General features: G+C 47.7%; 14 protein-coding genes. 5 read left to right on the top strand and 9 right to left on the bottom strand.

The window, feature by feature from the left end:
* Positions 1 to 12 precede the first annotated feature (12 nt).
* Positions 13 to 1,665: a SulP family inorganic anion transporter gene (locus EQP46_RS14890; RefSeq protein WP_129494408.1), complete on the bottom strand. Its 1,653-nt coding sequence runs from the start codon at positions 1,663 to 1,665 to the stop codon at positions 13 to 15.
* Positions 1,666 to 1,885: 220 nt separating this feature from the next.
* Between EQP46_RS14890 and can the strand changes: the two genes are divergently transcribed.
* Positions 1,886 to 2,539 carry a carbonate dehydratase gene (gene can, locus EQP46_RS14895; RefSeq protein WP_129494409.1) on the top strand — a complete coding sequence of 218 codons (654 nt, stop codon included), beginning with the start codon at positions 1,886 to 1,888 and terminating at the stop codon, positions 2,537 to 2,539.
* Between the two features lie 124 nt (positions 2,540 to 2,663).
* Here can and hpt read toward each other — a convergent pair whose 3' ends face one another.
* Positions 2,664 to 3,197, bottom strand: coding sequence for a hypoxanthine phosphoribosyltransferase (gene hpt, locus EQP46_RS14900; RefSeq protein WP_129494410.1), 534 nt, complete (start codon positions 3,195 to 3,197; stop codon positions 2,664 to 2,666).
* A gap of 243 nt (positions 3,198 to 3,440) precedes the next feature.
* Here hpt and EQP46_RS14905 point away from each other — a divergent pair, with 243 nt between their 5' ends.
* Positions 3,441 to 4,043 (top strand): TetR/AcrR family transcriptional regulator, encoded by a 603-nt coding sequence (locus EQP46_RS14905; protein WP_129494411.1) that lies wholly within the window; start codon positions 3,441 to 3,443, stop codon positions 4,041 to 4,043.
* A 63-nt stretch (positions 4,044 to 4,106) separates the two neighbouring features.
* Here EQP46_RS14905 and EQP46_RS14910 read toward each other — a convergent pair whose 3' ends face one another.
* From EQP46_RS14910 to EQP46_RS14940, 7 genes are all read right to left on the bottom strand, one after another.
* Entirely contained in the window at positions 4,107 to 5,135 is a 1,029-nt protein-coding gene (locus tag EQP46_RS14910) for an ABC transporter ATP-binding protein (RefSeq protein ID WP_129494412.1), read from the bottom strand.
* Complete coding sequence (locus EQP46_RS14915; RefSeq protein ID WP_129494413.1) at positions 5,132 to 6,763, bottom strand: ABC transporter permease; 1,632 nt, start codon at positions 6,761 to 6,763, stop codon at positions 5,132 to 5,134. Before EQP46_RS14915 ends, EQP46_RS14910 begins: the two co-directional genes overlap by 4 nt.
* A gap of 73 nt (positions 6,764 to 6,836) precedes the next feature.
* Complete coding sequence (locus EQP46_RS14920) at positions 6,837 to 7,856, bottom strand: Fe(3+) ABC transporter substrate-binding protein (RefSeq protein ID WP_129494414.1); 1,020 nt, start codon at positions 7,854 to 7,856, stop codon at positions 6,837 to 6,839.
* A 356-nt stretch (positions 7,857 to 8,212) separates the two neighbouring features.
* Positions 8,213 to 9,094 (bottom strand): LysR family transcriptional regulator, encoded by an 882-nt coding sequence (locus EQP46_RS14925; protein ID WP_129494415.1) that lies wholly within the window; start codon positions 9,092 to 9,094, stop codon positions 8,213 to 8,215.
* A gap of 26 nt (positions 9,095 to 9,120) precedes the next feature.
* The gene (gene leuD, locus EQP46_RS14930; protein ID WP_129494416.1) at positions 9,121 to 9,720 is read right to left on the bottom strand and encodes a 3-isopropylmalate dehydratase small subunit; all 600 of its coding nucleotides are present in this window, start codon (positions 9,718 to 9,720) and stop codon (positions 9,121 to 9,123) included.
* A 1-nt stretch (position 9,721) separates the two neighbouring features.
* Positions 9,722 to 11,113, bottom strand: coding sequence for a 3-isopropylmalate dehydratase large subunit (gene leuC, locus EQP46_RS14935; protein WP_129494417.1), 1,392 nt, complete (start codon positions 11,111 to 11,113; stop codon positions 9,722 to 9,724).
* Entirely contained in the window at positions 11,110 to 12,018 is a 909-nt protein-coding gene (locus tag EQP46_RS14940) for an alpha/beta fold hydrolase (protein ID WP_129494418.1), read from the bottom strand. The genes leuC and EQP46_RS14940 overlap by 4 nt, the downstream gene beginning before the upstream one ends.
* 197 nt (positions 12,019 to 12,215) lie before the next feature.
* Here EQP46_RS14940 and EQP46_RS14945 point away from each other — a divergent pair, with 197 nt between their 5' ends.
* From EQP46_RS14945 to EQP46_RS14955, 3 genes are read left to right on the top strand one after another with little or no spacing between them, the layout of a single operon-like run.
* Entirely contained in the window at positions 12,216 to 13,220 is a 1,005-nt protein-coding gene (locus tag EQP46_RS14945; RefSeq protein WP_129494419.1) for a DctP family TRAP transporter solute-binding subunit, read from the top strand.
* Between the two features lie 56 nt (positions 13,221 to 13,276).
* A complete protein-coding gene (locus EQP46_RS14950; protein WP_129494420.1) occupies positions 13,277 to 13,942 on the top strand; it encodes a TRAP transporter small permease in 666 nt (221 codons plus the stop codon).
* Positions 13,942 to 15,306, top strand: a complete 1,365-nt coding sequence (locus EQP46_RS14955) for a TRAP transporter large permease (protein WP_102396143.1) — start codon at positions 13,942 to 13,944, stop codon at positions 15,304 to 15,306. The genes EQP46_RS14950 and EQP46_RS14955 overlap by 1 nt, the downstream gene beginning before the upstream one ends.
* The last annotated feature ends 33 nt before the right edge of the window (positions 15,307 to 15,339 follow it).

Consider the following 15,339-nt stretch of genomic DNA (forward strand, 5'->3'; position numbering starts at 1 on the left):
CTGAATATGTGTTTAAGGCAGCACCTCAGTGAGCCGTTTCGCTGCATGTAATGCATCATGACGCGAGTCGAAGACATGTGGATCGCTGATCCAATCTCCAACATGAAGCCTTTCTAATTGTTCTTTGGTTTGCTGATGAGGGCATAACAAGAAGACAGTACAGTTCGCTTCTCGTGCATCTTTAATGGCGTTTTCAAGCGCCAACCCTACGGTCATGTCGATGAGCGGTACATCGCTCAAATCGAGGATCATGACGCGGTATTCGCCGATCTTCGCGTGTTGACGCGAAATCGCTTTCGAAACGCTGAAGATCATCGGGCCTGACAGATAGAAAAACAATACCTTTCCATCAGACTCATCCAATAAAGCGCGCTCGTCTTCAGAAAGAGGCACATCATCATCGTCCGCATCACTGATTGCACGTACTTGCTTTGCCTGCTCGCGGCTCAAACGCTCAATCACAATAATGTTTGAAATAAAGACGCCCAATCCCACGGCCACAATCAAATCCACAAAGACGGTCAAGATCATCACGCCGTACATAATGGCGGTTTGATGCTTGCTCACCTTGTGGGCGCGCTGCAGGAAACTCCAATCGAGAATGTTGATCCCCACATACAGCGCAATACCTGCCAGCACGGCCATCGGAATAGGCGCGGTTAAGAAGCCCGCCACCAACACGACAGCCGCAAGAATCAGCGCGCGCACAATGCCCGCTAAGGGCGAACGCGCCCCCACTTGCACGTTGACCACGGTGCCCATGGTTGCGCCTGCACCGGGTAATGCGCCAAACAAACCTGACACCATGTTTGCGATACCCTGCCCGCGCAGCTCTTTGTCTGAGTTGTGTTCTTCACGGGTCAATGAATCGGCAATGACCGCGGTTAACAAGGTATCAATACACCCCAAGGTCCCCAACACCAACGCATCGATGACCATGGTAGTGAGCATTTCAGGTGTGAAGGTTGGCAACACCAATGACGGCAATCCCGTTGGAATTTCACCAATGCGTCGAATGCTGTCGAGGTCAAAAATCAATAGCGAAAGCAGCGTCACCAACACCAATGCGACGAGCTGCGCAGGCACATAGCGACGGTACTTTTGAGGAAAATAGAAAAGAATGGCGAGGGTGAGTACACCCAGAAAGAGTTCTTTAAAGCTCAAGTTCGACACGGTATCAGGGAAGGCTTGTAGCGTTCCTATTACTCCCCCAGCTGGCGCTGGGTGCCCCATCAACGGGCTTATCTGTAGCAATATCAGTATCACGCCGATACCTGACATAAAGCCAGATATGACGCTATAGGGCATCAGAGTGACGTATTTCCCGAGCTTTAACGTGCCCAGTAATACCTGAAACGCCCCCGCCATCATCACCACAGTGAACCCCATCGCCATACCCGTTTCGGGGTAGCGTGCCATCATGGAGGTTAATACCGCCGTCATGATCACTGTCATCGGGCCTGTGGGCTCTGAAATCAGTGAGGATGAGCCGCCAAATAAGGCCGCGAATAAGCCAACTAATATTGCCCCCCACAATCCTGCTTCTGCACCCGCGCCCGAAGCCACACCAAAGGCCAGCGCCAATGGCAGAGAGATGATTGCGGTCGTCACACCACCAAAAATGTCGCCTTTTAGGCTCCAATGCTTAAATCGGTCAAAGTTCACTACTTGCTCCCTGTGTTGTACTTCCTTTTTCGGCAAGCCACCGAACTGCGCAATGATTATAAAGATTTATCAATCAAAACGAACAACGTATCGAATTAGTTATACCAATGTAAATGGTGGTAAGAGGAGCTAAAATATTGAGGACGAAGTGTTAAATTGTATCTAATCATGATCTTTAGTGGTGTATAGTGTTCCGCCAGTTAGAGCTTTTGGGGGCGCAATGGGACAGATTAAGCAGCTTTTAGCAAACAACCAGAAATGGTCGAAAACCATCAAGGAAGACAATCCAGAGTATTTTGCAGACCTCGCGAAATCTCAGCATCCTGAGTATCTTTGGATTGGTTGTTCGGATAGCCGCGTACCCGCGGAGCGCCTGACTGGGCTGGATTCAGGTGAACTTTTCGTGCATCGAAACGTCGCCAATCAGGTCATTCACACAGACTTAAACTGCCTGTCTGTGGTGCAGTATGCCGTCGATGTTCTTCGCGTTAAACACATCATTATATGTGGTCACTACCGTTGCGGCGGTGTCCACGCTTCTATCGAAAATCCCAACTTGGGTCTGATTAATAACTGGTTACTTCACATCAGTGATTTGTACCGTAAACACAGTAAATACCTCAGCCCGTTTAGCTTGGAAGAGCAAGGTAACCTGTTGTGCGAAATCAACGTTGCTGAGCAAGTTTACAACCTTGGTAGCTCTACCATTTTGAAAAACGCATGGGATCGCGGTCAGGACATCAAAATCCACGGCTGGTTTTATGACATCAGCGATGGCGTGCTAAAAGATCTCGCGATGACGTCAAACAGCCTTGAGACACTCGAGTCTGGCTATCACAATGCCATGTCGAAATACGTACCACCTGCAGACTAAGTGACAGAAAAGTCAGACATAAAAAAAGCGACCATCATGGTCGCTTTTTTGTATCGGTAAGTTTGTCATTGCATCGGTCGTCGTCAGCGAGAAGCCGAAACCACCGCGTAATGACACGCCAGAATCAATCTTCTAGTGGCACAACTTTGCCGATAAATGGCAGATGACGATACTTCTGCGCATAATCGATACCCACACCCACAACGAATTCGTCAGGGATTTTGAAACCATACCAATCAACAGGAACGTCAACTTCTCGACGCTCTGGCTTGTCCAGCAGGGTACAAATGCGGATAGAGTTAGGTTCGCGCAGCGACAAAATCTCGCGCACTTTATCCAGCGTATTACCGGTATCGATAATGTCTTCAACCAGCAAGATGTCTTTGCCTTTGATGTCGTCATCCAGATCTTTCAGGATACGCACATCGCGGCTGCTTTCCATCGTATTGCCGTAGCTTGATGCAGTCATAAAGTCGACAGCGTGCGGTAAGTCAATGGCACGACAAAGGTCAGCCATAAACACAAATGAACCACGCAATAGGCCAACCATGACCAAATCATTGGAGTCTTTGTAATGCTCTGTGATTTCAACGCCCAACGCTTTTACGCGTTGTTGTACTTCTTGCTCTGAAATCATTACTTCTACGGTATGTTTCATTATCAACCTCGACGGTATTCCCGTCTAACTACCTGTGTCACTGAGGTCGGACATTCTATCACTGAGCAATCTACGATCCTACTCTCGAAAATTGTCAAAATTTCGTCGCATAACGTCGGGGGTGACATTGTTAAGCAACCAGTTGCTGTTGTACACTTTACACACACATGTACATTTACATGTGCATTCAAATAAAAATCAAAGCAAAAACACTCAGTTACCGTAAAGTTGGCAGGAGCTAGGATGGCTACTTCAAGTGGACGTACCCGTACCCGATTATCGCCCGAACAGCGAAAAGAACAGCTATTAAAGTTCGCCTTGGAATCGTTCTCTAAACGAGGAATTGGTCGAGCTGGACACGCTGACATCGCAGACATGGCGCATGTATCGGTGGCAACCGTCTTTAATTATTTCTCCACCCGCGAAGAGTTGGTTGATGCTGTTCTGAATGAAGCAGAACGCGAATTTCACCAATTAATCCTCGAAAGCACCAGCGTCGAGTATCAAGATGTTAGAAGTGCGCTTTCTCATGTTGCTTTGCAGCTCATTGATGCAGCTTTGGAAGATAAAGATTGGCTAAAAGTCTGGTTTGAGTGGAGCACATCCATTCGCGAAGACATTTGGCCGAACTTTGTGCAAGGCAAAAACGTGGTACTTGATCGCTTCACAAGCTTATTTGCCCAAGGCATTGAGTCAAACGAGCTTGAAACGACACATACGCCACTTGAGTTGGCGCGTATGTTCGATGGCATTTGCTACATCCTTTATCTGCAAACGCATCAGCAACCAGATAAAGAGGCATTGGCTCGCCAAGCTGAGAGCTACATCGATATGTTGTGCTCGTAGTTTTCAGTGTTGAAATACAAAAAACCGGCGAAATCGCCGGTTTTTTCTTCTTCGAATTCAGGGTTATTCAACGCTAAACAAGATGGGAGGATGAGGGCGAATATCCAGTTTTACTTTGTCCCCCGTATCCAGCAACTGATTGGAATACACCATCAAGGTTTGGCCATTTACTTCCACTAAATACCTGCAGCTATCCCCCATAAATTGGGCTTCAGCGACCACGCCATCACCTGCGTCATCAGGCAGGATGGTCAGATTCTGAGGGCGAATCAACCATTCTAGCGCGTGACCATTGGCTTTTTGCTCAACCGGCCACTCACCCAACGGCGTTGTCATGCTTTCGTTATCATTCAAAGACACAGGCACGTAAGAGCCGTGGCCGAGGAAATCGGCGACAAAACGGCTGCTTGGGCGATAGTAAAGATCTGTCGCGCTGCCGTATTGTTCAATCACGCCTTGGTTCATTACCGCCAGCTTATCTGCGAAGGCGAAGGCCTCTTCACGGCTGTGCGTAACGAATATTGCAGTGACACCTTGCTGCTTAAAAATCTTACGGATTTCTTGGATCAAACTGTGGCGCACTTGGGTGTCGATGTTCGAGAAAGGCTCGTCCAACAGCAACAAATCTGGCTCACTGGCCAATGCTCTTGCGATCGCGACGCGCTGTTGTTGGCCGCCTGATAGCTGATGAGGATAACGTTTTTCTAAGCCATCAAGTTTTACCAGCGACAGCATTTCTTTCACGCGAGCGGTAACGCGCGCTTTATCCCACCCCGTTAGACCAAACGCAACGTTCTCGCCCACGGTAAGGTGCGGGAACAATGCATAGTCTTGAAAAATCATGCCGACGTTACGAAGTTCTGGCGGCACATTGCACTTCTCATCAATGATCGTTCGACCATTAATACTCATCTTGCCGCCATCAAGCGGCAGTAAACCAGCAATCGCTTTTAGTAGCGTGGTTTTACCACAGCCGCTCGCCCCTAGAAGGCAGACAATCTCGCCTTTTTCAACGTTCAGCGAGAGATCGCTCAGCACGGCTTGACCGTTATAACGACAAATCAAATCACTGACGGAAAGCGCATTACTCATGAGTGGCTTTGCTCCAAAGAACGGTTAATCATGATAAGTGGAATCAGCCCCACAACGACCAACAATATAGCAGGCAGCGCCGCGTATTCCAGATGTTCATCAGATGCATAGTTAAAAACGTATGTCGCCAATGTCTCGAAGTTAAACGGACGCAGCAACAAGGCCGCGTTTAGCTCTTTCATTGATTCGATAAACACCAGCAACATCGCAATCAAACAACCGCGACGAATCAACGGTAATTGAACACGCTTAATGATGCTTTTCGCATTGCACCCCATGGTACGGGCCGCCATATCCAAAGACGGTGACACCTTCGCAAGGCTCGATTCAACACTGCCAATTGCAACAGCACTGAAACGCACGACAAACGCTGTCAGCAAGGCAAACATGGTGCCAGAGAACAGCAGCCCCGGCCTTCCCCAATCCATGGCTTTCGCCACATCATTGATGGCGTGGTCGATGCTGGTCAGTGAAATCAACACACCAATTGCAAGCACAGTACCGGGAACGGCATAGCCCAATGAAGACATGCGCAAAGGCACATTGCTGGCAGGCGTTGCTGAGAAACGGCGGTAGAAATTCACCAACAGCGCAATCGCCAGTGCGATCACGGCGGCAATGGAAGACACATACAAGCTGTTAAAACTGTATTGGATGAAGTCTTCAATCGAACTCGACGAGTGATAGTCCCACGCATAAATCAGTAATTGACCAAGTGGCGCAAGAAACGCGATAGCGAAAAGTCCCCAGCACCAAAGGGTGGCGAGCACTTTGTACTTCCCCTGGAGCGGCGCTTTGGCAATTTTGTCGGCGCTGACGTTTTGACTAAAGAGTTTCTGCTTGCGGCGACTGTATCGCTCACTGCTGATCAACAGGAATATCACCACCAGCATGATGGCAGAGATCTTCGCCGCAGCGTTCAGGTTGGAATAGCCAAGCCACGTATCATAAACCGCGGTGGTGAGCGTACTCACCGCAAAGTAATTCACGGTGCCGAAATCCCCTAAGGCTTCCATCGCCACTAACGAAGCGCCAACCGCAATGGCAGGTCTCGCCAGCGGGAGTGACACGCGCATGAAGCTTTGCATTGGCGAGCAGCCGAGCAAGCGTGCAGATTGCGTCAGCGTCAGGTTTTGCTCCATGAACGCAGCACGTGCAAGCAGGTAAACATAAGGGTGCAAGACTAAAGCCAGAACAAAAGACGCCCCAGGAAGGGTACGAAGATCGGGGAACCAATATTGTGTCGCGCTCGTCCATCCAGTGACATCACGCAAGAAGAGTTGAATCGGCCCCGCATAGTCAAACCAATCAGTATAGATATACCCGACGATATACCCCGGCATGGCGAGCGGTAAAACAAGCGCCCATTGCAACCAACGGTCACCTGGAATGCTATAGTTGGCCATGAGCCAAGCAGAAGGAATGCCCATCAACAGGGATAAAAAGACGGTGCCTGCAACGAGCAGGACAGTATTTAGCGTGTACGTTCCCATCACCGTAGACATCAGGTGACCAAACACATCATCACTTTCGCCAACCGCGGTATAGAAGATCGCTAAAATCGGCAAAACCAGCAGCAGGGAAAACACCCAGCTACTGGTTTTTAAAAATCGGTTCTGTTCTAACATTGCCTACTACATCATGGCGTCAGATAGCATAAGGGGGAATCAGATTCCCCCTTACTATTGCAGAATGAAGCGATTACAGGTCGAACTTCACTTCATCAAGAAGCTTCATCGCCTTGGTGTGATTCTCTGCAATAGTTTCTAGCGGCAAATCGTCCGCAGTGTATTCACCCCAAGAAGCAACAAGCTCAGAGCGTGCAACGCCCGGCTTAACTGGCTCTTCGAAGTTCACTTCCGCGTACATTTGCTGTGCTACGTCTGACGTCAAAAACTCCATCAGTTTTTGCGCGTTGTCTTTGTTCGGCGCGTATTTCGCCATTGCCATGCCGCTGATGTTTACGTGAGTACCGTTCGCATTTTTGCCCGGGTAGTTCAGGTATACGCTGTCAGCCCATGTTTTTTGCTCTTCATCTGCCAGCATCTTACCTAGGTAGTAGCTGTTGCCCAGTGACACGTCACACAAGCCTTCAGAGATTGCTTTCACTTGGCCACGGTCATTGCCTTGCGGCTTACGTGCTAGGTTAGCTTTTACGCCTTCCAACCAAGCTTTTGCTTCTGCTTCACCGTGGTTTGCGATAACAGCAGAAACTAACGATACATTGTACGGATGCTTACCAGAGCGTGTACAGATTTTTCCTTTCCACTCAGGCTTTGCAAGATCCATGTAGTCGAAATCGTCGCCCAATTTACCAACACGGTCACGTGAAGAGTAAACAGAACGTGAACGCGTGGTCAGTGCAACCCAACGGTCTTCACTGTCACGGTATTGTGAAGGGACGTTCTCATCAATGATTTTGCTATCAACAGGTTGAACCAAATCTTTATTTACTAGCTCCATCAGGCGTGAGATATCAACGGTCAGCAGAACGTCAGCAGGGCTGTATTCACCTTCTTGTTCAACCTTCTCCGCCATGCCTTTTTTCGCAAACTTCACGTTTACTTTAATGCCGGTTTCCTTGGTGAACTCGTTTAGCATCGGTTCAATCAAAAATGGTTGGCGGTAAGAATATACATTCACTTCTTCCGCAGCATTCGCAACACCACTAGTACCTACAACTCCAAGCACCAACGCAGATGCTGACAACAATTTTTTCATTTTCTTCCCTTCCTAAACCGAAACTGTAATGAGAACGTTTATCAGTATCGTTAGTATACATGTTACGGGTTTGTACGCAATACTCGCTTTTTCAGATAGATGAAAAAAGCCCCACATCGCTTCGATGTGGGGCTTTTTAGCTGTCGAAATTTGTAACGGTTTGTGTCTTATAACTGAGTAGTATTATTTCACGCTCACAAACTCAGGGTAAGCATCTACACCACAGTCGTGGAAATCCATGCCTTTTTCGCTCGACGGTGAATCACCGTTAAAAACCAACCCAACCAAACGCAGAATAAATATACCCAAGGTTGCTAGCGGCAAATTTGAGCAAAGGATTCAGTGAACAGCTTAAATCAGATCACGACTTTTACCGCCTTCAAAAAATCTTCGATTGTTGGCGAGTTACTCGCTTTTCGATAGGCGACATACAGCTCGATTTTTTCGTCATCAGCATCAAATGGAACGAAGGAGACGCCTTTTGGTGCAATACTTTTAACCCATGCAGGGGTCAAAGCAATACCGAGGCCATTGATGACAAACTGAAGCATGGTCGATTTATCGATTATTTCGCAGGTGACTTTTGGCTGAACGCCAATTTTACGAAAATTGTGCCACAACATATTGTGAAGAATAGGTCGCGCATGTTTGGGGTAACCAACAAATGCTTCATCAACCAAATCGGTTGTCTTAAGTGACTTTGCTTTTGACAGAGGGTTGCTATTCGATAAAACAACCATCACCTCTTGGCGTTGAAGCAACTCACTGGTGATATATTCGTCATCGGGTGGTGTGCGGACGAAAGCAATATCGGTGCGATGATTAACCAGTTCTTGTGTATGTTTATCAGAAGATGAAATCTCTAATACCTGTACATGAACATCTGGGTTTGTTTTCCTAAACTCGAGCAATGCTCGGGGTAAAATCATCGAGATAGCTTCATCTACACCACTCACTCTAATGTTTTTTAACGCAGCCCCAACGTTGTGCTTTGCTTTAGAAAGTGACGTTTCAACATCATTCAAAATACGTTTGGCATCGCCAAGAAAGCCCGCACCTACTTGCGTCAGGCTGACTTGTCGCGTGGTACGGAAAAACAGCGGTGCGCCAATTTCGTATTCCAGTGCAGCAACACGTTCAGACAGCGCTGATTGGCTTAGCCCAAGACGTTCGCCAGCGCGGCGAAAATGTAGCTCTTCAGCAACAGCCACAAAACACTCTAATTGCCTAATATCCAATAGTCCCACCTATCCCGTATACCTATTTATTGTTGAACGCTGACATGCTGATTGTCATTCAGCTTTGCTTCATAGGCTTGAATGTCTGACACCAATTTCAGCGTATCCAACGTATCATCACGACCTTCGATCAACCCTCGCTGAGTTGCTGGATCCATGGTGAAATCAATATTCACGTTTTTACCTATGATCTTGAGGGAAGCAATATCAACTTCAATATCGTAACCTTCTGAATTAGAAGCCATTTCAATCAATTTGTCACGTTCCTCAGCCGTTACCATTGGCAAAGCCAAGCCGTTTTTACGCGCATTGTCGTAGAAAATGCCGGCAAACTCGGTGCCGATAATGGCCTTAACCCCCAGTTGCATCATTCCCCACACCGCATGTTCACGACTAGACCCGCAACCAAAGTTATCGCCCACAATCAAGATCGACGCATTCTTCCATTCCGGTTTATTTAAGACAAATTCAGGACGACGGGCACCGTTATCATCAAAACGCAAATCAGCAAATGCTCCGTCTGCGAGTCCTTCACGAGTAATGGTGATCAAAAAACGCTTGGGCATGATGACGTCGGTATCTACATTTGCCATCGGTAGAGGCGCGGTTTGTCCTTTAATATTCATCTCACTCACCCATTTCTTCTAACGTTTTAACATCCACTAAACGCCCTGCAATCGCGGAGGCTGCCACCAAAGCTGGATCCATCAAATGGGTGCGAGCACCGCGCCCTTGCCTGCCTTCAAAGTTTCGGTTGGTGGATGAAGCAATGCGCTCGCCATCTCTGGCGATATCATTGTTCATGGCCAGACACATGGAGCATCCACTTTCTGGTCGCCAGTCAAACCCTGCATCAATGAAAATTTTATCCAAGCCTTCTGTTTCTGCATTAAAACGTGTTAATGCAGAGCCGGGAATAACAATGGCCTCTACCCCCTTCGCAACCTGACGTCCTTTAACAACCGCAGCCGCACTGCGAAGGTCTTCAATTCGGCTATTGGTACATGATCCGATAAAGGCGGTATTGATCTCGATATCACTGACCTTCTGACCCGGCGTTAACCCCATATATTCAAGCGCGCGCTTAAGGCCAGCTTTCGCCTTGGGTGTTGGCATATCATCTTCTGTGGGAACAGTTCCACTGACAGAAACAGATTGGTCTGGGCTTGTTCCCCATGTCACCAACGGGGAAATGTCAGAGGCATCAATGGTGACATGTTTGTCAAATTCAGCACCGCAATCAGAAGACCATTCTTCAGAATCATATTTAAGGTTAGCGCCTTGCGGTTTTCCATTGGCCGCCTCATAAGACTTCTCGTCCGCTGCAATCAATGCTGCACGTGCACCTAGCTCTACGGCCATGTTACACACTGTCATCCGACCGGCCATTTCCAAATCACGGATTGCAGCACCTGAAAATTCAACGGCATAGCCATTTGCACCACCAGCACCAATGACTTTCACCACATGCATGATGATATCTTTGCCAGTAACGCCTGGCTGAGTTTTACCAACGATATCTACCTGCATGGTTTTCAATCGCTTGTATCTAAGCGTTTGCGTGGCAAGCACATGTTCCACTTCCGACGTACCAATGCCGAAACCTAGCGCACCGTACGCACCATATGTCGTGGTATGACTGTCACCACAGGCGATAAGCATTCCTGGCGCAACCAATCCTTGCTCAGGAACAACGATATGCTCAATGCCCTGACGAGGATCACCCAGTCCATAAAACGCGATGTCATGGCCTTTACAGTTCTTTTCTAGATTTTCGATCAGCAGTTTTGACGCTTCATCATGATGTTCCCGGCTCTTCGTCGCATTGACATGATCAACAACAGCGAGGTGCGCTTCGGGTTTACGCACACCAATATGTTTGGTAGTGAGTCCCGAAAAGGCTTGTGGGCTGGTGTATTCATTCATAATGTGAAAATCGACATAGACCAGTAAGTCGCCATCGGGCAGTTCACATACGGTATGGACGTCAACCAGTTTGTCATACAGGGTTTTATTCATTGTGCGATGTCCTTTCGCTCATTTGAAAATTGATTGAAGAAAGAAATGAAACTATCGGCAATCTCTTGGGGCATCTCTTCTGCCATATAATGCGTGGCATCAACGGCGCGACCACTGATGTGAGACGCTCGTTTATCCCAAAGATCCATTGCATCAAAACAACGTTCAATGACGCCATGTTTTGCCCAGAGCACTTCAGTGGGAACACTGAGCTTCCGTCCGTCATCTTCATTGTCATGATCGATATCGATCGTTGCGGCAGCGCGATAATCCTCGCAGCTCGCATGAATTGCTGCAGGGTCATTAAATGCTGCGAGGTATTCAGCCAATGCTTCAGGTGCAAACGGATTATCCCCACCCGCCTGATTGAAACATTTCAGTTTCCAGAAAGTTTCAGGATCATTTCCGATCAATGTTTCAGGGAAGGGATCACTCTGTGTGAGGAAATACCAATGCCAATATGCCTTAGCAAATTGACTGTCCGCATGGGCATACATTTCCCGTGTTGGCGCAATATCAAGAAGAACCATTGCCTTGACTTTATCTGGGTGATCCAGCGCTAAACGGTGCGCAACCCGAGCCCCACGATCATGGGCACCGACATAAAATTCATCATGCCCCAATTCAACCATGAGCTGCACAATGTCATTGGCCATCGCACGCTTGGAATACGTCAGGTGTTGATCATCAGTCTCTGGTTTGTCCGAGCGCCCGTAGCCGCGAAGGTCTGGGCAAATAACCTGATAAAAGTCAGAGAGAAGAGGAGCAACCAAGTGCCACATTGCAGAGGTTTGCGGATAACCATGCAGCAAAACCAATGGGGGGGCAGATTTCAGTCCTCCCCGACGCACAAATAGTCGGACGTCTGCTGTATTTACATATTCTTCCGTGAAGCCATCAAACATATTTTTGCCTTTGTTACTATCTTCGACACTAACAACAATAACAAAACTATAGGTGGTTATTATTCGTAATAACTGAACAGTTTAAACGACTTAACGTTCTCTCTCCCTGTTGCTACTTTTGAGATGTCTCCAAACAGAATCCGGCCTCTGACCTAGAGGCCAACGTTGATTGTTGAGAAATGACCAGGGAGGTCAAAATGAAAAGAACATTTATCTTCGCACTCGTCGCAGGTACGCTTTCTTTAGGTGCAACAGACGCATTTGCAGAATGTGACAGTGGCGAAACTGTCATTAAATTCTCACACGTAACCAACACAGACCGTCACCCAAAAGGCATCACAGCGTCCTTGTTAGAAAAGCGTGTCAATGAAGAAATGAACGGCATAGCCTGCATGAAGGTCTTTCCGAATTCTACCTTGGTCAATGACGACAAAGTATTGGAAGCGCTCTTGCAAGGTGACGTCCAGCTTGCTGCCCCTTCCCTTTCAAAGTTTGAAAAATTCACAAAAAAATTCCGCATCTTTGATCTGCCATTCATGTTTAAGAACATTGAGGCAGTGGATGAGTTTCAATCCTCTGAAACGGGTCAAAAGCTCAAAGACAGCATGCAACGCCGTGGTCTTCAAGGCCTAACATTCTGGCACAACGGCATGAAACAGATGTCAGCGAATAAACCGCTTATCACCCCCACAGATGCTGACGGCCTAAAATTCCGTGTTATGTCATCTGACGTGCTAGTCGCGCAAATGAAAGCTATCGGGGGATCTCCTCAGAAAATGGCGTTCTCTGAAGTGTATGGCGCCCTTCAACAAGGCGTAGTTGATGGTCAGGAGAACTCTTGGTCAAACATCTACGGTAAGAAATTTTTTGAAGTGCAAGACGGCATCACTGAAACCAACCATGGCGTTCTCGATTACCTCGTTGTGGCATCCGTTGACTGGTTAGATAGCCTTGATGAAGGAACGCGCGATCAGTTCTTGCAAATCCTGCAGGAAGTCACCGACCAAAGGAATTCTGAGAGCTTTAAAGTCAACCAAGCTGCCCGCCAGCACGTGTTGAATACCGGAGAAGAAGTCCGTCAACTGACTGAGGCGCAACGCCAAGAATGGGTCGATATCATGAAGCCAGTTTGGACACAATTTGCGAAAGACGTTGGTCAGGACAGTATTGATACCGCCCAACAAATCAACGCCAAATATTAGTCTTCGATTTAAGGGGGAGTCCTAGGACTCCCCCTGTCTTTTTCAGGAGTACTGTGATGAAAACAGAATCCAGTTTTACAGACGTTGTCGAAGAAAAAGTTATCGCTGGCATTTTAGGTCTAATGACAGCGCTGACATTCGCCAATGTTATTGCACGATATGTATTTAATTCGAATATCTTGTGGGCCCTAGAGCTCACAGTCTTTCTCTTCGCCTGGTTAGTTCTGCTTGGCGCATCTTACGCCGTCAAAAAAGGAGCACACCTTGGCGTCGATGTTCTCATCAATTTATTCCCCGAAAAAGTAAGAAGAGCACTGGGTCTGTTTGCTGCATTTACCTGTATTGGTTTTGCCTTTTTGCTCTTGAAGGGTAGTTGGGATTATTGGGCTAACTTTGCCAACTTACCCGCTACTGAGGGGCGCTGGTTCCCCACAGGGTTTGAAGATAAATTCAGAGAAAAAGGGTGGTATGAAGTAAATGACATTCCCATGCCGGAAACCTTTGCATGGTTGGCCGACATTTTCAATGAAGGCGAACCCTATGAAAAAATCCCACGCTTTATTCCTTACTTGATATTACCTCTTTCCATGTTTCTCCTCTTGGTGCGCTTTTGCCAAGCATTTTGGATGATCTGGACGGGTAAAACGGACCGCATTATTGCGAGCCATGAAGTGGAAGATGAACTTGAAGAAATTCGCGAACAAGTGGGGAAAGCAGACTAATGGACGTCGCATTACTATTTATTTTGATAATTGGGCTTCTGCTTGTCGGTGTACCGATCGCCGTCTCACTGGGAATGTCCTCAATTCTGTTCCTGCTCTGGTTTTCAGACAGCTCGCTGGCCTCTGTTGGGCAAACACTGTTTTCGGCCTTTGAAGGCCATTACACCCTTCTAGCAATCCCATTCTTTATTCTCGCCTCGTCCTTTATGACGACAGGGGGCGTTGCCCAACGCATTATCCGCTTCTCTATCGCCTGTGTGGGTCATTTGCCAGGCGGTCTAGCCATTGCGGGTGTTTTTGCCTGTATGTTGTTTGCTGCACTTTCAGGTTCATCGCCTTCTACCGTTGTTGCCATTGGCTCCATTGTGATTGTTGCGATGCGTCAGGTGGGTTATTCAAAAGACTTTGCTGCTGGCGTTATCTGCAACGCGGGGACATTGGGTATTTTGATCCCGCCTTCCATCGTCATGGTTGTTTATGCCGCGTCAGTGGAGGTGTCAGTTGGCCGTATGTTCTTGGCAGGTGTTATTCCTGGATTGTTAGCGGGTTTCATGTTGATGCTCACCATTTACGTGATTGCCAAAGTGAAAGACCTTCCAAAAGGAGAATGGAAGGGTTGGAAAGAAGTTTTTGATTCAGCACGAGAAGCGGGGTGGGGCTTATTCCTGATCGTTATCATTCTCGGTGGTATCTATGGCGGTATTTTCACCCCAACAGAAGCCGCAGCCGTTGCTGCCGTTTATGCCTATTTCATCGCGACGTTCATTTATAAAGATATGGGGCCATTGGCTGAAAGCGGCGACAGTGTCTGGAAGAAACCACAGACCTTAATCACGGCCCTTTTCCACAAAGACACACAAAAAACGCTGTTTGAAGGCGGCAAGCTGGCAGTGACATTGCTTTTCGTCATTGCGAACGCGCTGATCCTGAAGCATGTGCTGACGGATGAGCAAATCCCACAACAGATAGCGGAGTCAATGTTATCTGCAGGGTTTGGTCCGGTTGTCTTTCTCATTGTTGTCAACGTGATCCTGTTGATTGGTGGTCAGTTTATGGAACCGTCAGGCTTACTGGTTATCGTTGCCCCCTTGGTGTTCCCTATCGCGATTCAACTGGGGATTGACCCCATTCACCTTGGCATCATCATGGTCGTGAACATGGAAATCGGAATGATTACGCCCCCGGTCGGGCTCAACATATTTGTGACCTCAGGGGTGGCAGGTATGCCGATGATGCGGGTCGTGAAGGCATCGCTTCCATTCTTGGCAGTCTTGTTCGTTTTCCTCATCATGGTCACCTATATCCCATGGCTTTCAACCTTCCTGCCCAACACATTTATGGGACCAGAAATTGTCACACAGTGATCACGTTTATCGGATCGATTAATGCGTACACCA

It is taken from the genome of Enterovibrio baiacu (assembly GCF_004120195.1).
In the GTDB taxonomy this organism is placed as follows: Bacteria; Pseudomonadota; Gammaproteobacteria; order Enterobacterales; family Vibrionaceae; genus Enterovibrio; species Enterovibrio baiacui.